Source organism: Shewanella sp. 8A, assembly GCF_023475945.1.
GTDB classification, from domain to species: Bacteria; Pseudomonadota; Gammaproteobacteria; order Enterobacterales; family Shewanellaceae; genus Shewanella; species Shewanella xiamenensis.
This window is the reverse complement of record NZ_JAMDJP010000002.1, coordinates 157,688-179,983: the sequence shown is the minus strand read 5'-3', so window position 1 is coordinate 179,983 and position 22,296 is coordinate 157,688. Positions and strand designations below refer to the sequence as shown.

Below are 22,296 nucleotides of genomic sequence, written 5' to 3'. Positions count from 1 at the left end.
GGCCTTGCTATGCGTTAATGGTGAATTGAAAAGTTTGTTTTAACAAAGGCTGTACCTTAACAACTCTGCCGATCGGTTCAGCGCCTTTGTAACGTCTTGGCTCAATGATCAAAAATCCCCAAAACTGTAAAAATCGCTCAATAAATCTTGATTCGATGAGCATGCTTAAACTTCTTTCTGGCGAGAAGTAATCATCCAAAGCGAATGCAAGCAGTAAATCGGGGAAAGCCGTCATCACCTCTTTCACCAGCTTTTCTACACTGTGATGACCTTGTAGGCGCCACAACATAAATAACCAAAAGGTTCGTAAGTCGACATCAAACTCAAAACCATCCAAATAGCCCCAGTTATATTTGCCGATGGCAGCCTCTAACATAGGTTTAAAAAATGCCTGTATGCCTAGAGCTTGATACTGCTTTTGCGCTGACTTTTTAACATGATAACGGCCACTACGAAGGTAAATAATACCGCAAATGTCGGCTAACACTCGGGTGTAGTGCAAGGCATTAAACTTGTCTTCAGAACTGCCCGCAAACTCACTGCTGCTAATATTTATTGGAAACTGAGCAACGGCAAACTCAGGTAATAACTCACTGGCCTGTTTAACCAACTTAGTCGGTAAGTTGCCTTTACTTGTGGCTTTGAAGGAGCCTTCTTGCGCCATGGCCTCATCAAGAATTAGCGCTAGATAACGCATCACCGGACTGGTTGAAAGATCGTCTGGTGTGCTGATTTTCACCCACTGTAATTGCTCAAAAGGCGCATATAGCCAATTGGCCATTTGTGTTGGTGTTACGCCACAAAAATCGGGATGAGGTTGATTATTGCGGTCTTGCACTTTGTATTGTAAAGCTGCGTTAAGTTCATCAAGGCTCAAATTTGGGTTCATTGCCAACATGGCCTCAACATCATCGAACACTTGGGCATGTTGCTGGAAAACGCTGCTCATACAACAACGTTTAAACTTTTTACCACTGCCACAATGGCAAGGATCGTTACGACCGAGTTTCATTGCTGTCTCTTTTTATTGTTGTAGATACTTACTGACAACACCTTAAAACTTTGCACTCACGACAACACCGTTAAAATTAAGGCAATCTTTGATTCTTTGCTGCTGAACCGCGCTAAGCGTGTCGATATCATGGAAGGCAAACTCTGAATGTTCGTGGCTTAAACAAATTGCCGTATCAGGCGAGGGTTGTACTAGCTCGCAGCGAAAGATAAAGGCTTGGGATTGATAGGTACTGTGATAATAAACGCCGCTTAGATAATGGATGCTAACCTCAAGCCCCAATTCCTCTTGGCATTCGCGCAGCAGCGCTTCGTGAATGGTCTCTCCTGGTTCTAAGGCGCCGCCGGGTAAGCCCCAAGCAAAATTGCCATAGTTCGCTTTGAGCAGCAGCACTTGCCCTAATTCATTGGTGATCACTGCATGACTACTGAGCCGAAACCTATCTTCAAATGCCATCTACCCATCCTACGTTGGCGCGATTACCAGCTTGCTATTTGCTATTTGCTATTTGCTATTTGCTATTTGCTATTAAAAGTATTGCAGCTGGCAGGTTTGCCGGAGGCAAAGCCGATATTAAACCATTTCACTCTGTCAGCCGAACTACCATGGGTAAAGGCTTCAGGTTGCACCGCGCGACCCGCCATTTTTTGCAGGCGATCATCACCCACAGCACTAGCGGCGGTAATGCCTTCTTCTACATCGCCAGGCTCAAGCAAATTGAGCTGTCTATCGACATAATGCCCCCACACGCCAGCGTAACAGTCGGCTTGCAATTCGAGGGCAACACTCAGTTGATTGGCCTGCGCCTTGCCAGCGGCTTGCTGCGCCTGACGCACTTTAGTGCTGGTGCCGAGTAGGTTCTGTACATGGTGACCGACCTCGTGGGCGATAACATAGGCAAAGGCGAAATCCCCCGGTGCTCCGAGTTTTTTCAACTCCTCGAGAAAACTCAAGTCGATATACACTTTGCCGTCAGCGGGGCAATAGAAAGGCCCAGATTGCGCCTGTCCCATACCGCATCCCGTTGAGGTCATATTGCGATAAAGCACCAGTTTGGGCTCGACATATCGCCCCTGTAGCAATTGATTCCAAACGGTCTCCGTCGTGCCAAGAATCGCCGCCACAAACTGGGCATTTTCATCTTGAGCCGCGGTATTACTGGCCGATTGAGACTGACTAAACCCCGCTTGATTACTCGGTTCGAGGGATAATCCGCCGGTAAAATATTGAAACGCAAAATATAACCCGCCCAGCAGCAATACCACTCGACCGATTTTAGTTTGCAGCAGAAAAGGCAATAACCTAAGCAAGAGCGCACTGGGCACGCCCGCCGACGCCATCTGTTGGTCCCGTCTGTCTTCGATATTGGAGCTGCGATCACTGTCACGCCAACGCATTGGATTTCCTCGGCTATGGGTATGCAATAGACATTTCAGTTTAGCCGTTATTTGGGATCATTCTGCTCAGTAGGAGCCGCTTTTAACGAGCGCAAAAACAGCCCTAGCCCACCAAAGGCTAACACTAAAATCACGATCAAATCGAAGGCCGACATGGCTTTAAAGTGAAACTGAATCGAGCTGATCACGCCTACAAGTAAGGCGACTAAGGAGCCTAAGGTAAGCAGCCAACCGAGCTTAGTCTTGGCATCAAAAAACACCATCACTATCCCGAGGATAAACGGCAGCATCACCATACCTGTGGTGATCGATAATCCCTGTCCAAAGGCATTCATGCGGTAGAGGCCGTAACCTAGCCCAAAACTGGAACTTACCTGTATCGCATTGAATAACAGATAGAATCCTGCACACATCATGGCAAGTCCAATAAAAAACTGGCCAATACCGCCCTGTGTTCCTCCCGCTCCCTTCATACCAATCCTTTCTATTGACGTTGTTGAATCGCCCGATCTACAGCTTGTTTAAGCTGTTGTTCCTCTTCAGCCTTTTTGGCCTTTTCATGGGCAGTTAACTGCTTATCCGCCTCATCCACGCAGCGCTGTTTATCTAGCATGGGTTCATAGGGGTCGACATCCGTCCGGGCGGAACAGGCTAGCTCAGCACAGCCAGAGGTCAATAATAATGTGGACAAGACTAACATAATCAATGGGGTTTTCATCTTCGGCTCCTCAACAAATGCTACAAAATAACTACACTTAGCCAAACTAACATTGCCAAGCTTTACTTGAGCTGTATCGATTATGTGCTCAACGATATTGACACAGATCCACGAAAGGCAAACACTGAGTGATGTTTTTTTATCCACCCATGACCAACTCCCCCTTGGTTCACCTTGGGGCGTTAATTAAGACAAGGACTGCGCTTGAATACTCTACTCTTAGGTAAAGGTGAGCAACAGGTTCACTTAAATCTTAAATATGCCAACCGCCACGGACTGATCGCTGGCGCTACAGGTACAGGCAAAACCGTTTCGCTGATGACGCTAGCCGAAGGCTTTTCCCGCCAAGGTGTACCCGTCTTTCTTACTGATATCAAAGGCGATATTTCAGGACTCGGTGTCGCAGGCACACCAAACGATAAGCTATTGAAGCGGGCGGCAGAAATCGGGATAGTAGATTATCAAACCGAGGCAAACCCCGTCGTTTGCTGGGATCTCGCGGGAGAGCAAGGGCACCCCTTACGCACAACTGTGAGTGAAATGGGGCCGACCTTACTCGGGCGCATTCTCGAGCTAAACGACACCCAAAGCAGCATTTTAGACATAGTGTTTCAACTGGCTGACGACCAAGGTTTATTGTTACTCGACCTCGACGATTTGCGCGCCATGCTCAACTTAGTGGCCGATGAGCGCAAAGACATCTCAGCCAAATATGGGCTTATCAGCGCCCAGTCCCTTGCCGCCATTCAACGCTCAGTGCTTGGTTTAGCGCGCGATGGGGGTAACGACTTTTTCGGTGAACCTGCACTTCAACTCGAAGACTTGATGCGCACTAACTTGCAAGGGCGCGGCATTATCAACCTGTTAGCCGCCAATAAACTCATCTTGACCCCTAACCTCTATTCCAGCTTCTTACTCTGGCTGCTATCAGAACTGTTTGAAAATTTACCCGAAGTTGGCGATCTCGATAAACCTAAATTAGTCTTCTTTATTGATGAGGCACACCTATTATTTGAGGGCTGCCCAGCAAGTTTGCTTAAACGCATAGAGCAAATTATGCGGCTTATCCGCTCCAAGGGCGTCGGGGTATATTTCTGCTCGCAATTTCCCGACGACATTCCCAATGAAATTCTCGGTCAACTCGGCAATCGCATTCAGCATGCCCTCAGGGCGTATACCCCAAGGGATCAAAAAGCCGTTAAAACCGCAGCCGAAACCTTTGTATCGAATCCTAAATTGATGGTCAGCGAGGTAATTTCACAACTCGCCGTGGGCGAAGCCTTAGTGTCAACCCTTGCCGAGAAAGGTGTGCCGACTATGGTTGAGCGCACCTTAATAGCACCACCACGCTGCCGGATGGGGCCAGCCACGACCGAAGAGTTAACCGCTATCCGTCATCAGAGTCCGATTGGTGGTAAATACGATACTTTAGTCAATCGCGAATCCGCCTATGAGCTATTGAATCAACGTCATACCGAACAAACGAATGGCAGCGGTACTGCGCAAACAACCAGTACGCCAACGACCAAAGCAGCTGAGCAAGGCTGGTTTAGCGAGCTTATCTTTGGCAATAAACGCCGCCAAGGATTAGCCGAAACCTTGTCGAAACAAGCGGCGAGAACCGTGGGTAATCAACTCGGTAAACAAATATTGCGCGGGCTACTCGGCGGCATACTGGGAAAATCGACTCGCAGGTAAGGTAATGAAATGTGTAAATACCGTGTTCTGAACCGCATATTTTATATACAGATTAGCACTAGCATTAGCGTGAATTATTCTAAGCAGCGAGTGGATCTTCCTTAGGATTTCGGTGATAAGATTATTTTGCGAGTACAGCTCAGAGAGGCAAACAAATTCAAATAAATTACCAATCGTTTTAAATAGTTGTGATTTAAAAATGGTGTAATTCGAGTTTAAACGTTTCGCTTTAATCAGGACATCATGGAACGGGTTTTATGCAAATGGCTTACATGATTAGCCTGATGAACAACCACTGAAAGTACATGGAGTTAACTATGAGTAAAGAGCAAAAAAATCGCAAAGAGGCCAAGAAAAAGCCGTTAATGTCGATCAAGGAAAAACGCGCTGCAAAGCACGCCAAAAACGCGACTAAAGGCCTCCTCGATAACGTTAAGTAATATTGTGACACCTTAGGGTGCGCTTCCAATATCTTGATTAAGGGTTAACTACGGTTAGCCCTTTTTATTAGCCCGTTTTTTATTCTCACCAACTTACCGATAATTTATTCCGCAAACACAAAAACGCTAACATACTGATTTTTAAATGTTCATAGGCTAGAACGCCTTTATTTAGGACCTCACCTAGACTAAAGCAATATCTACAATGCTTGAGTCTTTTGCTATGGTTTTATTCACCTAAATCCACACATTCTGAACGCAACACACTTGCCGATATGTTCCTAGATGCAGATGTAATCTACGCATTATCGACTCATGGTTACACTGATTAACTCGGCACATTAGCCGTAAAAAATCACCATCTAGCTTGTATCGAAAGGCGTGTTAAAGCTTGTATTTTGAACAGTTTTGGGTATATAAGGTCTGATACTAAAATAAATAATCAATGATATCTATTGTTCTTACCCTACTATAACACAATAAAAAATAAGGATATTTAAGCATGAAAATCAACAAACGTTTTATCGCCGTGGGCGCCGCTTTAACCCTCTCACTCAGTGCAGCCACGATGGCGGCCGCACCTGCCTTTATCAATATTCTGACCGGTGGTACCAGTGGTGTGTATTACCCGATTGGTGTGGCACTGTCGCAACTTTATGGTACAGGTATTGAAGGCGCGAAGACCTCAGTACAAGCCACTAAAGCCTCGGTTGAAAACCTTAACTTGCTGCAAGCCGGTCGTGGTGAGCTGGCCTTAGCCTTAGGTGATTCAGTGGCTGCGGCCTATCAGGGCGATGCCGATGCAGGCTTTAAAAAACCGTTAGATAAGGTGCGCGTGCTCGCAACCGCTTATCCTAACTATATTCAAATAGTGGCGAGTAAAGAATCAGGTATCAAAACCTTAGCTGATTTAAAAGGTAAACGTATTTCTGTCGGTGCACCTAAGTCGGGTACTGAACTCAATGCTCGCGCCATCTTCAAAGCGGCTGGTTTAAGCTATGAGGATATGGGCAAGGTTGAGTTTTTACCTTACGCTGAATCCGTTGAGCTGATTAAAAACCGTCAGTTAGATGCAACCTTACAATCCTCGGGCTTAGGGATGGCGGCAATTCGTGATTTGGCAGCGACGATGCCAATCAACTTTGTTGAAGTCCCCGAAGATGTGATCCTCAAAATTAATAATCCTGCCTATCAGCATGGAGTCATCCCCGCATCGACCTACGAAGGTCAAACTGCTGATGTCTCAACGGTTGCGATTCAAAACCTATTTGTCACTCACGCGGGAGTGTCAGACGATTTAGCCTATCAGATGACCAAACTGATGTTTGAACATTTAGATCGTCTCGGTAATGCGCACTCAGCGGCAAAAGCGATTCAATTAGACAAAGCGACCAAAAACCTACCAGCGCCACTGCACCCTGGTGCGGAGCGTTATTTCAAAGAAGTTGGCGCACTCTAAGGGTGTAACCTCAATCTGAGCGACCCTTTTCCAACTAAGCACTTGGGTGATTCCCCAAGTGCTGCGTCGCCCTCTGTTGTCTAATGCTGTGAGGCATAAATATGAGCGATTCCGAACAAGGCCTAGGTGCAAGCACCAGTGACTGGCCCAAAGCGCTGTTTTATACGGCACTTATTTTCTCGATTTTTCAAATCATTACCGCCGCATTTCACCCCGTATCGACTCAAGTGCTGCGGGCAACCCACGTTGGTTTTTTACTTTTAGTGGTTTTTTTAAGTTATCCCGCCGTGGGCAAGTCTCGCCCTTGGCAACCCTTAGCTTGGCAGCTTGGCCTTGCGGGCATGGCAACGGCCGCCTATCAATGGATTTTTGAGGCCGATCTGATCCAACGTTCGGGTGAATTAACCGATGCCGATATGGTCATGGGTATTATTTTGATTGTATTAGTGTTTGAGGCCGCGCGGCGGGTGATGGGTTGGGCATTACCAATCATTTGCTGTATTTTCTTAGCCTATGGCTTATTCGGCCAATACCTCCCCGGCGACTTAATGCACCGCGGCTATGGCGTTGATCAAATAATCAACCAGTTATCCTTTGGCACCGAGGGGTTTTATGGCACTCCAACTTATGTGTCGGCCACTTATATCTTCCTGTTTATTTTGTTTGGTGCCTTTTTAGAACAAGCAGGCATGATCCGTTTGTTTACCGATTTTGCGATGGGCTTATTCGGCCATAAACTGGGTGGCCCGGCCAAAGTCGCCGTGGTTTCCTCGGCGATGATGGGGACAATCACAGGATCGGGCGTCGCCAACGTGGTGACCACTGGACAATTTACCATTCCACTGATGAAACGCTTTGGTTACCGTCCCGCCTTTGCCGGTGGTGTTGAAGCCACCTCCAGTATGGGTAGCCAAATCATGCCGCCGATTATGGGCGCAGTTGCCTTTATCATGGCCGAAACCATTAACGTGCCGTTTATTGAAATAGCCAAAGCGGCCTTACTGCCAGCGTTACTGTATTTTTGCTCCGTTTTTTGGATGGTGCATTTAGAAGCCAAACGCGCCAATCTTTGTGGCTTGCCTAAAGATCAATGTCCCGATCCTTGGGCGGCGGTTAAAGCGCGTTGGTATCTGCTTATTCCATTGTTTATTTTGGTTTATTTGCTGTTTTCTGGCAGAACACCGCTGTTCTCGGGCATGGTCGGTTTAGCGCTGACCTCGATAGTGATCTTAGGCTCAGCCATTGTGCTGCGCCTGCCTTCTAATGCCCTGCGTTTTGCCTTTTGGATTGCCCTTGGCGTACTGTGCGCGGGCTTCTTCCAGATGGGGATTGGCGTGGTATTTGGAGTCATTGCCATACTCGTGGCCATCTGTTGGTTTATCAAGGGCGGTAAAGATACTCTGACTATTTGCTTACATGCATTGGTCGAAGGTGCCCGCCACGCCGTACCAGTTGGGATTGCGTGCGCCTTAGTGGGAGTGATCATCGGTATTGTCTCGCTCACGGGAATAGCCTCCACTTTTGCCAGCTATATTCTCGCTGTCGGGCAGGATAACCTGTTCTTATCCTTAGTATTAACTATGCTCACTTGTCTGGTATTAGGCATGGGAATACCCACCATCCCTAACTATATTATTACCAGCTCAATTGCCGCACCGGCGTTACTGGATTTAGGCGTGCCGCTGATCGTCTCCCATATGTTTGTGTTTTACTTTGGGATTATGGCTGACTTAACACCACCCGTTGCCTTAGCCTGTTTTGCGGCCGCGCCGATTGCAAAGGAGTCGGGGCTTAAGATCAGTCTGTGGGCGATTCGTATTGCTATCGCGGGCTTTGTTATCCCCTTTATGGCGGTTTACGATCCAGCACTAATGCTGCAAAGCGATAGCTGGTTGGCAACGGGTTTTGTGGTGCTAAAAGCAACCGTTGGTATTGGTATCTGGGGCGTAATTTTTACGGGTTTCTTACTGCAAAAACTCTATTGGTGGGAACGGGTTATCGGCTTCCTCGCTGGAGCCAGTTTGATCCTTGCCACCCCGCTCAGTGATGAAATTGGCTTTGGACTGGCGCTACTGTTTATCGTGCAGCACAGCCTCAGAGCCCGCAAACTGAAACGTCTTGCCGAGCAGGGGTAATGTTTTGGAAGTTTATGCAAAGGTAAGGCAATAGCATGCTAGGTCTATGTTTAGGCCTAGCTGGCACACTGTGGGCACAAGTGCCCACAGAGCAGTTCACCCTCGCGTGGAACCACAGCATCGAAAAAATTCGCTGGGAAGAAGACTATCAGCTCACACCACAAGGCTTAGTGTTAGTTGAAGCCAGAGTGAAAGGCACAGGTGCGGGTATGGAAATCCCTGATGATGCGGTGTTTAACAATGGAAGTTGGCATTATCAGCCCAAGCTGCCCGTGCTGCCCAAATTACGCTTAGGTCGCATCCCCGAAGCGGGAGATTTTGAGCTGTGTTTCGCCAACGCCACAGGTAAAGTGCAATGCCAAGCCATGAGTCATTGGCTTGGCCCTCCAAATAAGCAAGATGCCGCTGTTGAGGTATGGAGTTGTGAGCAGTGAAATATCACTTTATAGCGACGCGCAAGCAAGGCGCGATGCTGCCCATTAGCGCTCAATAATGCTCTTAACGAGAGAAGCTGTAGCCGTTTTTCCCTTGATGTTTAATGCGATACATGGCGGCGTCTGCACGCTCGCAACTTTCAGCAAAACTATCACCATCACTAAAAATATCAATGCCGATGCTCAGTCCAATCGCCACTTCATGACCTTCAAGTAAAAAAACCTGTCGATAAACATCAAGCAAGGATTGTGCAAGCATGCTTAATGATTCAATCTCGGTGGATGGCAGTATGATCACAAACTCATCACCACCTAACCGTGCGATCTTCGCTTGCTCCCCCGAATGAGCGACCAAAGAATCTGCAACGTGCACTAATAAATTGTCGCCAAATTTATGGCCGTAACGGTCATTTAAGGCTTTAAAACCATCAAGATCGATAAAAAATAACGCACCACTCATGCCGGGCTGCAAGCACTCATCGAAGGCCTTGGCTATAGCTTGGCGATTCATCAGGTTGGTAAGTGGGTCGCTATGGGCGAGTAGCGCTAAATCGAGTTCATAACGCTTTTCTTGGGTGATATCGATATGGCTGCCCATCATCCGCAGCGGTGTACCATCAGGTAAACGTTCTACAATGCGGCCCCGATCCGACACCCAAGTAACGCTGCCATCTTTATGCAGCATTCGGTGCACAGCCTGGTAATAATCGGCCTTGCCATTCACATGATCTTCAAAGGCTTGGATTACCCAGTCTTTATCTTCTGGGTGTAATTTGCTTTTCCAGATATCAACATGGGCTGCTAACTCATCGGGGCTAAAACCGAGCATTTCGCCCCAGCGCATATTGAAAATGGTTAAATTCCCACTTGGAATATGCTGTTCCCATAAGCACAAACCATTGCCATCAAGGGCGGCGAATAGTTTCTCTTCGGCACGACGATTCAACGCCGTTAATTGAGCGTTTTCACGTTTAAGCTGTGCAATTTCGGCCTGAAGTTGCTTAATCTGTTCTGCTGCCGTATCCGATGCCACAGAAAAATCTCTTTCCTTAACGTGGGGAAACCTCGTCCAGTGTAAAACAAACAATGCCGAAGTGACATAGTGAGGAGGGCGAGAAAACCCTAGATCATACTCGCCCTATCGAGCTTACACAGACTCTTACTATCTTGTCATACTTAGTCGCGAGTCAGTACTTCAAGCAATTCGATTTCAAAAGTGAGATCAGAATTGGGTTTGATATGAGCCCCAACTTGGCGCTCGCCGTAGGCTAAATGAGCTGGCACCAATAACTTGCGTTTGCCGCCCACTTTCATCCCCATAATCCCTTGGTCCCAGCCTTTAATCACTCGGCCAGTCCCAATCACACATTGAAATGCCTGACCACGGTCATAGGAGGAATCGAACTGCGTACCATCCTGCAAGAAACCGCGGTATTGGGTAGTGATCAACGCGCCTTTTACAGCCTCTTTTCCATCACCGACAACCAGATCGATTATTTCTAATTCAGTCATTTAATTAATCTCTTACTCTTCACTTAACACAGTGATTTATCAAAGTGTCTATTCTAACATCGGCACTCCTACTTGTCGGCGTGCCGTGGGGATTTTGTGGCTTATACCAATCTTGCTTGATCCTATCCTCCTTTAAATTCCACTTATTCAACCCCATATCTAGATCATCCCCGAGCTTAGGAGCCAGATTATGATTATCGCTTGCCCCCACTGTGACACCTTAAACCGCGTGCCCCAAGAGCGGTTAACTGAGCAGCCGACCTGCGGCAAATGCAAACAGAATCTGTTTGCGGCGGCTCCGATTGAACTCACAAGTGCCAATTTTATCAATCATGCCCATAAATCAGAGTTGCCCTTAGTTGTTGATTTTTGGGCCAGCTGGTGCGGTCCCTGTAAGAGTTTTGCGCCTATATTTTCTGAGGCCGCAAAAGTATGGGAGCCAAGATTCCGCTTCGGTAAAATCAATACTGAAGAACAACAAGCCCTTGCGGCTCAATTTAATATACGCTCCATTCCTACCTTAATGATTTTCAAGCAGGGACAACTCCTCGCGCAGCAAGCCGGCGCCTTACCTAAGCCAGCGTTCGATCAATGGTTAAAACGTTATAGTTAATGTGTCCTTCGCCCATAAAAATACCCAGCTAAGCTGGGTATTATTATTTGGATGAATCAGAGGCGATTACACTTCCCAGAAGGTGTGAGCAATAATGCCCAGCACTATCATGCTGAGGAAGTTAACTATCATGCCCACTCGCACCATTTCCGACTGCTTGATATGGCCAGAGCCATAAACAATGGCGTTAGGCGGCGTCGCCACAGGCAACATAAAGGCGCAGGAAGCTGCAATACCAATTAGCACGGATAGCATGACGGGGGATACCCCCAATGCTTCGGCAATCGCCGCAAATACAGGCACTAACAGCGCCGCACTCGCGGTATTACTGGCAAATTCGGTTAGCATTACCACAAAGGCGATCACCGCAAACACAAACAGCGACATGTGGGTGCTGCCAAAAATATCCGTCATCCAGTGCGCGAGGAACACACTGGTACCGGTAGTTTTGAGCACGGCACTCAAGGTCAAACCGCCACCGAATAAAATCAACACGCCCCAGTCAGTGGTCGATTCAATCTTCTTCCAACCAACTAAACCGAGCCCCGCCAGTAATACCACAGCACCGAGTGCAACGACGGTATCAAACTGGGTTATTCCGCCAAGCGCTTTTGCCAAGGGCACACTGAAAATCCAGCAAAATACGGTCGCAAGGAAAATAACCAGCGTCAGTTTTCCTTGGAACGTGAGCTTTTGATCTTCAAGTGCAAGCTCGCATTTAGCCGACAAGTCTGGCTTAAAGTACCAATAGAGCGCAATGAGCATCATAGGGAGCATTAAGATCACGGTTGGAATGCCAAATTTTAGCCAATCGCTAAAACTTAACCCCACCTGCGCTGCGGCAATCGCGTTGGGCGGACTGCCGACTAAAGTACCAATACCGCCGATATTAGCGGAATAGGCGATCCCCAATAATAGGAACACATAGGTACTGTGATAGGTTTTACGATCTAATTGCTGCAAAATTCCCAGTGCCAGAGGCAGCATCATTGCCGTGGTTGCGGTATTACTGATCCACATCGACAGCAGCGCAGTTACCCCAAACAACATTAAGCAGGCAATACTCAGCTTGCCTTTAGAGGCCAGCAGCAATTTTTGCGCGATTAAGGTATCAATCTTTTGATTGTGCAATGCAGCTGCAAGCACAAAACCACCGAAAAATAGATAGATAATTGGATTGGCAAAGTTACTCATGGCCTCTTTAGTTTCAAATACCCCAAAGAATACCGCCAAAATAGGCACTAAAATCGCAGTAATACTGATATGAATCGCTTCGGTTAACCACAGAATGGCTGCAAAGACTAAAATCGCAAGCCCCGTATTCACTCCCTGCTCAAAGGGTAATCCGTAATACAGTGCAAACAGCAGCACAATATCCGCCATTAAGACCAGCATGTTTTTCTTTTCAAGCCCAGTATTGGCGGGCGAATGATTAGGGGGAACCGACGTTGATTGCGTTAAGGACATGGTGACTACTACCTTCATACCATTATTTTTTCTAGCAAATTTAGGGCATAGGTCACACCAGTAAAAGCAGTTTATTTTGTACTTTAGCTACATAGCAACAACAAAATGCTAAGACTTAAAACGCAAAAAACCCATTTTCGCGATAAAAACCACCTATTTTTGATCTTAAGTGATGAACAAAACTTTCAAACGGATAAAAATACTGCAAAAGCTTGATAAAGCTGTAACTAAATAAATATTTAAAACTGTGACAAAGATCAAATCTCAGCGTAATTCAAAGTGATAAAAGCCTTAATTTAATATTAATTTTTAACAATATAAAATGCTAATTAATTGCATAACATCCAGATAATCATCCCACTGACTTTTCATCGCTAATAACAAAGCTTATGAGCACTAGAGCGTGTTAATATTTCGAGATTAGATTTTGTTCGTTCTGATAAGTAAGTGATCACCAAACAACGCGTTGAATGTTGCTTTTTCACCCAAACCAATAACATTTAAACTTCAATATCTATATGAATAATAAACACAAATATTATTCACCATCTCAGTCAATCTAACTCACTTTACCCCGTCAGCAATCCAGCCTAGAGTCGCGACCGTAATCGTGCCTTCTGTTTATTTTTTTACCTGTTTTGGTACCGCTTGTGGAAAATATGCTGTTAGCTCAACCCAATCAAAAGCCAGGGCTTTTTGTTCCAGTGGCAGGACTTAGTCTATTTGCTTTAGCGTCAGGCTACTTGATGAGTTTGATCCCACTCTCACTCACCTACTTTGATTTGAGCCTTGATCTTGCACCTTGGCTGGCGAGTATTTTCTACCTTGGCTTATTACTGGGCGCACCTTGTATTGCACCGATTGTCAGCCGCATAGGTCATAGTAAGGCCTTTATTTTGTTTTTAAATATCTTACTGTGCAGCGTTGTAGTGATGGTTTTGCTGCCACAGAGCAGTGTTTGGTTAGCAGCACGCTTGATTGCAGGCATCGCCGTGGCGGGGATTTTTGTGGTAGTTGAATCCTGGTTACTAATGGCCGATACCCAAAAACAACGGGCAAAACGTTTAGGTTTATATATGACCGCCCTCTACGGTGGCACCGCCATCGGGCAACTCGCCGTAGATTATTTAGGCACCACGGGTAATTTACCCTACTTGGTGGTGATCGGTTTGCTGGCCGCCGCCAGTTTGCCTGCACTGTTGGTTAAACGTGGCCAACCACAGTCCAGTGAACAACACGCTATTGCCCTTTCCGACCTAAAAACCTTAAGTAAACCCGCCGTGATCGGCTGTTTAGTCTCGGGATTATTACTAGGCCCCATCTACGGCTTATTGCCTGTGTATGTGTCGCGAGACATGGGTTTTGCCCAGCAAACAGGGCAATTTATGGCGCTGATCATTATGGGCGGCATGATAGTTCAGCCCTTAGTAAGCTATTTATCCCCGCGTGTTGAAAAGAGTGTGTTGATGACCGCCTTTTGCTTAGTGGGTGCAGCGGCGCTGTTGTTACTGATGCAAACATCGCTTGTGGGATTATGGTTAGGTTTTGTGTTACTCGGTGCCTGCGCCTTTGCTCTCTATCCCATCGCCATCAGTCTGGCCTGCGATCATTTACCCAGCAGCCAAATCGTCTCCGCCACTCAGATTATGTTGCTCAGTTATTCCGTAGGTTCGGTTATTGGTCCGGTTGCCGCCAGTCGTTTTGATGATGTAGAACATGGCTTACCGCTCTACTTAGCAGCAAGCTTTTTAGTCACGGTTTGCTACCTCAGTGCACACTTACTGGCCCGAAGTAAAGCTCGCCTACCCACTGCGAAGGCTTAGTCCAGAGCCGTTAATGTTAAGTCTCTCCCCCTGTGAATAGCAATGGGCGCCGATAACGGCGCTCATTGTGATTACGATGTTTGTTGGGTTAATTCTGCCACAGGCACTTTGGCGGGAATGGCCCAGACACTGTCCTGCGGCCCATTAAACACCCGATGGCGAGTAAGCTTGTAACCATAAAAGAACATCCCGCTAAAGGCCAAGGCCGCCAGATCGACGCCTAACGTTGCCGCAGAATAAGGTGCCCATAAGCCTAAACTTGGCGCGATTACCGCAACTAAAGACGTGATTGGCATCGCCAATGTAGCCAAGGCGCACAAAGGCAAAATCACTAGCGCCGCCTTGGCTGCACCACGCCAAAAGGCGAAAGCCACCAGCAATCCAAACACCAGATAATAGAGCCACAAATAGACGTGGTTAATATTGCCAACGTGTACATATAACCATTTACCCAGCAGCATACTTACCGCTAAAGCGGCAACAGAGCCAAGGCAAATCCCCACTGTGGCGCTGGCCATTAAACGGCAGGCACGGGTTTGCTCAGTTGCCAACTTTTTACGACGCTTTTCCAGCCACAGCAAATTGCCACTGTAAAATAAAAAAGCACCGCTCAAACCTAAAAAGAAATACACCCAGCGCCCGAGGTCGCCACCATAACTGCCAAAGTGTAACCCAAAGAACACTGCGACCGTTCTAGCCCAAATCCCCCTGTCACTTTGGTCAATAGTGCTATTGGATACGTTGAGGCTATAGGGATGCAGATATAAATAATCAGTGACGGGTCCACGCATAAAACCATTGGGGTTATATAACCCCAAGCGCAAGGTCGCACGGGGATTATCCAAGTTCATAAAGGTCATTTCATTCACTTGATAATCGGGGGCGATTTGCTGCACCTTGGCTAACACAGTGGTGACCTTTGGCAAATCGGCAAGTGTATAGGGCGTTCTGTCAGGCGCGGGCTGGATAAAGAGCGGTTTTTCACCATAAACCATATGCTTAAGCCCATCGTAAAGCTGATCATGGAAGGCAAACACAATCACAGTTACACATATCACTAGATGAAATGGCAGACTGGTAATGCCTACTAAATTATGGGCATCAAGCCAGAAACGACTCTCACCTTTATCTTTACGCAGAGCAAAAAAGCTTTTGGTTAAGGTGGGCAGTAAAAAAATCACCCCAGAAACCAATGCTAAGAAGTATAAAACGGCGGCTATCCCCAACACATAGACACCTGCCTGATCGTGACCGACTTCGCCGGCAATCCCTGCGGTGCGATGTAATTGGTCAATCAGCTCAGCCAACTCACTGGGCGTACTTAACTGTGTCAGTAGCTGCCCATTTTCGTCAAGACTGGCATGCCAAAGCTGGTGACTCATGCTGAGTTCACGCTCCGAGCCCTGTTGATACCAGGTCATCGGCGATTGATGCGCATCATTTAAGTGCAAACTAAAACCGGTTTTGGCCTTATCATCTTGCGCTAACACTTGCGCGACTAAATCATCCAGTTTGTCAGCGGGCACTTGAGGCAAAGTTAGGGCTGGCGGCATTGACCAAGCGTCAATCGCCCCCTTAAACATGGTGAGCGAACCAGCATAAAAGCCGATAAACAATACGATTCCCGCGATGATACCAGTCCAAATATGGATAGACTGATACACACGTAACACATCACTGCGAACTTTCATCCTTGTCACCTAAAGGTATATAACACTATATAAGTCAAAACGTTAAACAAGCCCAAGTAGCCAATTGCCCTGAGTCCGGTTTTAAACATAAAGCTAAAACTTAAGATCAATAACCAGATAGGCGTAATCAGCCACATGTTGAACTGCACTTTAGTATCGGCATCGATGCCGCCTGGGCCAAACCAGGCAAATAACCCCACCAATCCAAGTGCTAAGGTAAATCCTAAAATCAATCCAGCCAGTGACTTAGTCCACCAGTCGGGTTGCAATTTATCCTGTTCAGCTAAACGTGCCATGAGTTATTTCCGACCGAAAAGTGAGATAAAAGGCACTAACCCCGTCAATAACATCAACAGGGCTAACCAAATAAAAATCGCGGCGCTAAGGGTAAATAGACTGAGCCAACCGAGTAAACTGGCAAAGGCAAAACCATAGGCGAGTAACCGCCAAGGCCGCTTAGGAAGGGAGCTTGCAAATAGTTTTTGCTGCTTGTTCGTCACATAAAATAACAAACAGGCCAACAGCGTCGCTAACACAGATATAAGTTGCAACACGGGATGTTTTCCTCTCACCACAAAGCGTTAGCATTCGAGTCCATTTGCCTATGCTCGGTGTATATCCTATAAAAAGATAAACGCATGAAAGCAATGGAAGAATTTGAATCTCAGGACTCTAGCCATGGTGAGAATAATTCGCAATAAGATTTACAGTGTAAGGATGAGTTGTGATATTACTGTCACATATTGATAAGCTAGATACCCAATTGTTGCCAGTCGTTAACCATTAAGATACATTTTGCAGCAACCGTTTCGTCTCGATATAAATAGTCATCAACACGATCCGCGCTCACTCCAACCCCATCTCGACGACCCTAGCAAAGGAAGCTAAATGATAAAAAATGAACTCAACCTGCCAAGTTCCTTTGGCCTATCTAAAATCATTCCTTTAGTGATTTTACTCATCCTATTTATCTCACTCTTTGGCAGTTGGTACACGGTTGACCAAGGTGAACGCGGGGTGATTCTACGTAACGGTAAGATCATTGGTACAGCAGAGCCGGGACTTGGGTTTAAACTGCCCATGTTTGACACCGTAGTAAAAATCTCAACCCAAACCCACACGACTAGCTACAGTTCACTACAAGCCTATAGCCGTGACCAACAACCCGCGACACTTAACGCTTCAGTCACCTTTAGCGTACCGCCGGATCGGGTCGAAGAAGTCTATGCCAACTTCAAAAGTATCGATGCCATGGTGGCGCGCTTACTCGACCGCCAAGTGCCAACGCAAGTTGAAAACATTTTTGGTAAATACACCGCAATTTCAGTAGTACAGGAGCGGATCAAATTTGGTATCGATGTGACCAATGCCATCACCCAATCGGTGAAAGGGCCAATCGAGATCACCTCGGTACAGATTGAAAATATCGATTTCTCCAACGCTTATGAGAAATCTGTTGAAGACAGGATGCGCGCAGAGGTTGAAGTACAGACCCAACTGCAAAACCTAGAGAAAGAAAGAGTCAGCGCCCAAATCGCCGTGACCCAAGCGCAAGCGGAAGCAGACTCACAACTCGCCCGCGCGAAGGCTGAGGCCGAAAGTATTAGGATTAAAGGGGATGCTGAAGCCTCTGCGATTAAGAGCCGCGCCGAGGCTCTGGCACAAAATCAAAACCTTGTCGAACTGACCAAGGCCGAGAAGTGGGACGGCAAGCTACCTACCACAGTCTTACCCACCGGCACCCTGCCGTTTATCGATGCAAAGAAGTCGAACTAACAAACGACTAAGCATCGCAAGTAAGCTATTTGCCACTAGCGATACGCATTAGGCTTTACCATAAAAAATCCCCAGTCATTGCTGGGGATTTTTATTTAGCGTTAGCGCTATGAACAGCAATCGCTGCGGCGTAACCAACTTCTTGGGATCTTCTCAAACACCACTTTCGCCATCAACAACGCCAGTACTATGCCCGAAGTGGCCACTAACCAACTTGGTAGCATTTGGTGTTCATGACCAATCTGTGGCATTACCTCAAAGCCAAAGTTCGCCACTAGATAGTTCACTAAGGCACCAGCTACTAAGGCAACACCTAACACACCGCCAAGATAGCCGTAGAGCGCACGCTTACCCAGCTCCTTAGTCACTACACCTAAAGTAGCGATATTGGTTGCAGGGCCTGCCATCATAAACACCAGCACGGCGCCGGGGGACACGCCAGCGAGTAACAAGCCCGCTGCAATCGGCGTCGAAGCCGTTGCGCAGATATACATAGGGACAGACACTAGCACCATCACCAGCATGGCCAGCAACCCATCACCCCACTTAGCCAAAAAGTCAGCAGGAACATAGGTTTGTACTAATGCTGCGAAGAATAAACCCACTAGCAGCCAGAGGGTCGTATCACGCACAAGATCCGTCGCCGCATATTTAAGCCCAATACCAATACGTGCAATCACAGATTCTGACTTCAACTCAGTCGCCATATCCTGAGTCGACGCACAGCAGCTCTCGCCTTCGGCTTGATGGCTCTCAGCCGTTTTCGCGCTTGAGCTACCACAACAAGCGCCCTTCTTCACTACGACTATTTTTTCAGGCGCGACTGTTTGAGTACCACAGCATGAACCAGCATTTTCAACCTTGACCGCACTGACTTTAGCCGCATTAACCATACCGACAGTGCCCATACTTGGGCCACTAGCCGCCATTAGACTAGGCTTAGCCATAGGTGTCATTTTGATTTTCGGTTCGGTTGATGGCGCTTTCGCGTTATCACTGCCGCAACAGGAAGATTTGACCGGCGTAATTGCAGGCGCCTTAGTCGAGGCGCAGCAGCTTTTTACCGCTTCGGCTTTTACCACTGTCTCTGGTGACGGGGATTTTGAGGCGCAGCATGAAGCGACAGGCGCAGCGCTAGCTAATGCCTTATCTGACTGAACCTTGTCTAACTGAGCCGTGTCTGACAGGGCCTCGGCCTTAGCCGCTGGTTTGCCATCGTCATCATCACGTCCCACCAGTAAGCCCGCAACAATGGCGCTAGTGATCGCTGCAATCGGGCGCACTATTGCCATAAAAGGGCCGAGTAACACGTAGGAAACGGTCACCGAATCGACGCCAGTTTCAGGGGTGGAGACTAAAAAGGAGGTAGTTGCCGCTTTCGATGCCCCAGAGCGGCGCAGCCCCACGGCAGCGGGGATCACACCGCAGGAACACAGAGGTAAAGGCGCGCCCAATAACGCTGCCTTGACCACAGTTTTAAAGCCATGTCCGCCGAGCTGCTTTTGCATCCAGGCCATAGGCACGAATACTTTAAGTAAACCCGCCAGAATCAAGCCAAGCAGCAGCCAAGGGGCGGAATCTAAAAACAGATCAATAAAATTCTTCAGTAACATAATTAATCCCCTAATTTATCTGCAGTTGCAGCAATATGTGCATGATCTGAATGAGAGCCTTGCCCATGGTCATGCTCAAACCGAACTCGCTCGGTACTCGACTCTAGCGCCTCTAAAATCGAGCAATGTTCGGCGCTACGAGGCCCGCCGCAGCAGGCATCCGACAAGCTCTGCAAACTGGTTTGAAAATGCAGTAACTCGGCAATCTTCGCCTGTACCTGCGCCAGCTTCAGGTCCACCATGCCCTTTACATCGGCACAGGCCCAATTGGATTTATCAAGATCGATAGACAACAGCTCACTGATTTCACTTAAGGTAAAACCCACCGCCTTCGCCCGCAGAATAAAACGCAGCCGCGCCGCGTCGGCATCGGTATAGACCCGATAGCCAGAGTCGGTTCGGCTCGAAGGCGAAAGTAGACCGTGTTTCTCATAGAATCTGAGGGTATCGGCCTTCACCTCGCATAAATCGGCTAACTCACCAATTCGGTACATAGTTAATCCTTTGCAGTTTTACTCGAATCTTCTCAAGCAACACTGACAATCAATATGATGGAGCGAGTATAAACCTTAGAGCCTACTCCAAGGTCAAGGGCTATTTTCAAATTTACACTTCACCCCAAAATCATTCCACTTTGTTCTGATATCAATATTGTGAAATCGCGCAGAAAAAACACCCGTAAATCCCGTTTTACGGTAGAATACGCGCGCCTGACGTTGGGACAAAAAATATAAGTAGGACCAAGGGGCTTTTGGAAAGCAGAACCGATTGAAGTTGTTCTGTTTTCCGAAAGATCCTTGAAACTAAAATAACTGGACCCTGTACCCAAATGACTGTTGCAAATAATGCCAGACCCATTCGTCGCGCGCTGTTAAGCGTTTCAGATAAAACCGGAATTCTCGAATTCGCCAAAGCATTACACGACCAAGGCGTTGAACTGCTGTCAACGGGCGGCACCGCTCGCTTGTTAGCGGATAACGGCGTGCCTGTTATCGAAGTATCTGACTATACAGGACACCCTGAGATCATGGATGGTCGCGTTAAGACCCTGCATCCTAAAGTGCATGGCGGCATTTTGGCGCGTCGCGGTCTTGATGAAAATGTCATGGCTGCCAACAATATCAATGCAATCGATCTGGTTGCGGTTAACCTCTACCCTTTTGCCGATACCGTTGCTAAAGCCGGTTGCACCTTAGAAGATGCGATTGAAAACATCGACATCGGTGGCCCGACTATGGTGCGCGCTGCGGCGAAAAACCATAAAGACGTGACTATCGTGGTAAATGCGGCCGACTATAATCGCGTATTAGCCGAAATGGCCGCCAACAATGGCAGCACGACTCACGCAACCCGTTTCGATTTAGCGATTGCCGCCTTCGAACACACTGCGGGTTACGATGGCATGATCGCCAACTACTTCGGCACTATGGTTCCAGCGCATAGCACTGATGAGTGCTTCGAAGACTCAAAGTTTCCACGCACCTTCAACACCCAATTAGTGAAGAAGCAAGATCTGCGTTACGGTGAAAACAGCCACCAAACTGCTGCCTTCTATGTTGACACTAAGATCGACGAAGCCTCAGTCGCAACTGCCGTTCAACTGCAAGGTAAGGCACTGTCTTACAACAATATCGCCGATACCGATGCCGCCCTTGAGTGTGTGAAAGAGTTCAGCGAGCCCGCCTGCGTTATCGTTAAACACGCTAACCCATGTGGTGTTGCACTGGGTAAAGACTTGCTCGATGCCTATAACCGCGCCTACCAAACTGACCCAACGTCAGCCTTTGGCGGCATTATCGCCTTCAACGGCGAGTTAGATGCAGCAACCGCTAGCGCTATCGTTGAGCGTCAATTCGTTGAAGTGATTATTGCGCCAGTCGTGAGCCAAGGTGCCCGCGATGTAGTGGCCAAGAAAACCAACGTGCGTCTGTTAGAGTGCGGTCAATGGGATACTAAGACCAAGACCTTAGACTATAAGCGCGTAAACGGTGGCCTGCTGGTGCAAGACCGCGATCAAGGCATGGTTGGTTTAGATGACATTAAAGTCGTGACTAAACGTCAACCGACCGAGAGCGAGCTGAAGGACTTAATGTTCTGCTGGAAAGTGGCTAAGTTTGTTAAATCTAACGCGATTGTTTACGCCAAAGACGGCATGACCATCGGTGTCGGCGCCGGCCAAATGAGCCGCGTCTACAGCGCTAAGATTGCCGGTATCAAGGCTGCCGATGAAGGCTTAGAAGTGGTTAACTCTGTGATGGCGTCCGATGCCTTCTTCCCATTCCGCGACGGTATCGATGCCGCAGCGGCGGCGGGCATCAGCTGCATCATCCAGCCAGGTGGCTCAATGCGCGATGCTGAAATCATCGCTGCTGCCGACGAGCACGGCATGGCCATGGTAATGACGGGCATGCGCCACTTCCGTCACTAATGCCACCTACAGCCAGCACGCCATGTGCTGGCTGTTTCGTTTATCGCACTCTGTAGCGCTAAGAATCTAACCACAAGAAT

General features: G+C 47.6%; 22 protein-coding genes. 9 read left to right on the top strand and 13 right to left on the bottom strand.

Annotated features, from left to right (window positions below):
- Positions 1-7: 7 nt before the first annotated feature.
- The 5 genes from M0413_RS02315 to M0413_RS02295 form a co-directional block, all read right to left on the bottom strand.
- A complete protein-coding gene (locus tag M0413_RS02315) occupies positions 8-1,012 on the bottom strand; it encodes a YecA family protein (RefSeq protein WP_249553043.1) in 1,005 nt (334 codons plus the stop codon).
- A 42-nt stretch (positions 1,013-1,054) separates the two neighbouring features.
- Positions 1,055-1,468, bottom strand: coding sequence for an NUDIX hydrolase (locus M0413_RS02310; protein ID WP_249553042.1), 414 nt, complete (start codon positions 1,466-1,468; stop codon positions 1,055-1,057).
- Between the two features lie 62 nt (positions 1,469-1,530).
- Positions 1,531-2,409 carry a KPN_02809 family neutral zinc metallopeptidase gene (gene ypfJ, locus M0413_RS02305; RefSeq protein ID WP_249553041.1) on the bottom strand — a complete coding sequence of 293 codons (879 nt, stop codon included), beginning with the start codon at positions 2,407-2,409 and terminating at the stop codon, positions 1,531-1,533.
- A gap of 47 nt (positions 2,410-2,456) precedes the next feature.
- Positions 2,457-2,882: an NfeD family protein gene (locus tag M0413_RS02300; protein WP_047536794.1), complete on the bottom strand. Its 426-nt coding sequence runs from the start codon at positions 2,880-2,882 to the stop codon at positions 2,457-2,459.
- A gap of 11 nt (positions 2,883-2,893) precedes the next feature.
- On the bottom strand, positions 2,894-3,127 hold the full coding sequence (locus M0413_RS02295; protein WP_037413552.1) for a hypothetical protein: 234 nt from the start codon (positions 3,125-3,127) through the stop codon (positions 2,894-2,896).
- 204 nt (positions 3,128-3,331) lie between these two features.
- Here M0413_RS02295 and M0413_RS02290 point away from each other — a divergent pair, with 204 nt between their 5' ends.
- The 5 genes from M0413_RS02290 to M0413_RS02275 all read left to right on the top strand — a co-directional run bounded on the left by M0413_RS02290 (position 3,332) and on the right by M0413_RS02275 (position 9,293).
- Entirely contained in the window at positions 3,332-4,825 is a 1,494-nt protein-coding gene (locus M0413_RS02290; protein ID WP_249553039.1) for a helicase HerA-like domain-containing protein, read from the top strand.
- Positions 4,826-5,142: 317 nt separating this feature from the next.
- Positions 5,143-5,265 (top strand): hypothetical protein, encoded by a 123-nt coding sequence (locus M0413_RS22910; protein ID WP_037413559.1) that lies wholly within the window; start codon positions 5,143-5,145, stop codon positions 5,263-5,265.
- A 502-nt stretch (positions 5,266-5,767) separates the two neighbouring features.
- Positions 5,768-6,724, top strand: a complete 957-nt coding sequence (locus M0413_RS02285; RefSeq protein ID WP_249553038.1) for a TAXI family TRAP transporter solute-binding subunit — start codon at positions 5,768-5,770, stop codon at positions 6,722-6,724.
- Between the two features lie 101 nt (positions 6,725-6,825).
- Positions 6,826-8,859, top strand: a complete 2,034-nt coding sequence (locus M0413_RS02280; protein WP_249553036.1) for a TRAP transporter permease — start codon at positions 6,826-6,828, stop codon at positions 8,857-8,859.
- 35 nt (positions 8,860-8,894) lie between these two features.
- Entirely contained in the window at positions 8,895-9,293 is a 399-nt protein-coding gene (locus M0413_RS02275; RefSeq protein WP_047535123.1) for a DUF1850 domain-containing protein, read from the top strand.
- A gap of 64 nt (positions 9,294-9,357) precedes the next feature.
- On the opposite strand, the gene M0413_RS02270 is transcribed toward M0413_RS02275, so the two are convergent.
- On the bottom strand, positions 9,358-10,326 hold the full coding sequence (locus M0413_RS02270; protein WP_037427374.1) for a sensor domain-containing diguanylate cyclase: 969 nt from the start codon (positions 10,324-10,326) through the stop codon (positions 9,358-9,360).
- A gap of 143 nt (positions 10,327-10,469) precedes the next feature.
- Positions 10,470-10,805, bottom strand: a complete 336-nt coding sequence (locus tag M0413_RS02265) for an FKBP-type peptidyl-prolyl cis-trans isomerase (protein ID WP_011070807.1) — start codon at positions 10,803-10,805, stop codon at positions 10,470-10,472.
- Between the two features lie 190 nt (positions 10,806-10,995).
- On the opposite strand from M0413_RS02265, the gene trxC reads away from it, so the two are divergent.
- The gene (gene trxC / locus M0413_RS02260; RefSeq protein WP_037413568.1) at positions 10,996-11,418 is read left to right on the top strand and encodes a thioredoxin TrxC; all 423 of its coding nucleotides are present in this window, start codon (positions 10,996-10,998) and stop codon (positions 11,416-11,418) included.
- 66 nt (positions 11,419-11,484) lie between these two features.
- Here trxC and M0413_RS02255 read toward each other — a convergent pair whose 3' ends face one another.
- Positions 11,485-12,885 (bottom strand): DASS family sodium-coupled anion symporter, encoded by a 1,401-nt coding sequence (locus M0413_RS02255; protein WP_249553130.1) that lies wholly within the window; start codon positions 12,883-12,885, stop codon positions 11,485-11,487.
- A gap of 659 nt (positions 12,886-13,544) precedes the next feature.
- On the opposite strand from M0413_RS02255, the gene M0413_RS02250 reads away from it, so the two are divergent.
- Positions 13,545-14,708: an MFS transporter gene (locus M0413_RS02250; RefSeq protein ID WP_283771886.1), complete on the top strand. Its 1,164-nt coding sequence runs from the start codon at positions 13,545-13,547 to the stop codon at positions 14,706-14,708.
- A gap of 71 nt (positions 14,709-14,779) precedes the next feature.
- Here M0413_RS02250 and M0413_RS02245 read toward each other — a convergent pair whose 3' ends face one another.
- The 3 genes from M0413_RS02245 to M0413_RS02235 are packed head-to-tail and all read right to left on the bottom strand — an operon-like array spanning position 14,780 to position 16,953.
- Complete coding sequence (locus M0413_RS02245) at positions 14,780-16,399, bottom strand: PepSY-associated TM helix domain-containing protein (RefSeq protein WP_249553034.1); 1,620 nt, start codon at positions 16,397-16,399, stop codon at positions 14,780-14,782.
- A 5-nt stretch (positions 16,400-16,404) separates the two neighbouring features.
- The gene (locus tag M0413_RS02240; protein ID WP_047535138.1) at positions 16,405-16,695 is read right to left on the bottom strand and encodes a hypothetical protein; all 291 of its coding nucleotides are present in this window, start codon (positions 16,693-16,695) and stop codon (positions 16,405-16,407) included.
- Between the two features lie 3 nt (positions 16,696-16,698).
- Entirely contained in the window at positions 16,699-16,953 is a 255-nt protein-coding gene (locus M0413_RS02235; protein ID WP_249553032.1) for a hypothetical protein, read from the bottom strand.
- Between the two features lie 334 nt (positions 16,954-17,287).
- Here M0413_RS02235 and M0413_RS02230 point away from each other — a divergent pair, with 334 nt between their 5' ends.
- Entirely contained in the window at positions 17,288-18,175 is an 888-nt protein-coding gene (locus tag M0413_RS02230; protein ID WP_037413580.1) for a prohibitin family protein, read from the top strand.
- 107 nt (positions 18,176-18,282) lie between these two features.
- Here M0413_RS02230 and M0413_RS02225 read toward each other — a convergent pair whose 3' ends face one another.
- Positions 18,283-19,788, bottom strand: a complete 1,506-nt coding sequence (locus M0413_RS02225) for an SO_0444 family Cu/Zn efflux transporter (protein ID WP_249553030.1) — start codon at positions 19,786-19,788, stop codon at positions 18,283-18,285.
- Between the two features lie 2 nt (positions 19,789-19,790).
- Positions 19,791-20,282 carry a Zn(2+)-responsive transcriptional regulator gene (zntR, locus tag M0413_RS02220; protein WP_249553028.1) on the bottom strand — a complete coding sequence of 164 codons (492 nt, stop codon included), beginning with the start codon at positions 20,280-20,282 and terminating at the stop codon, positions 19,791-19,793.
- Between the two features lie 335 nt (positions 20,283-20,617).
- Here zntR and purH point away from each other — a divergent pair, with 335 nt between their 5' ends.
- Positions 20,618-22,216 (top strand): bifunctional phosphoribosylaminoimidazolecarboxamide formyltransferase/IMP cyclohydrolase, encoded by a 1,599-nt coding sequence (gene purH / locus M0413_RS02215; protein WP_249553027.1) that lies wholly within the window; start codon positions 20,618-20,620, stop codon positions 22,214-22,216.
- The last annotated feature ends 80 nt before the right edge of the window (positions 22,217-22,296 follow it).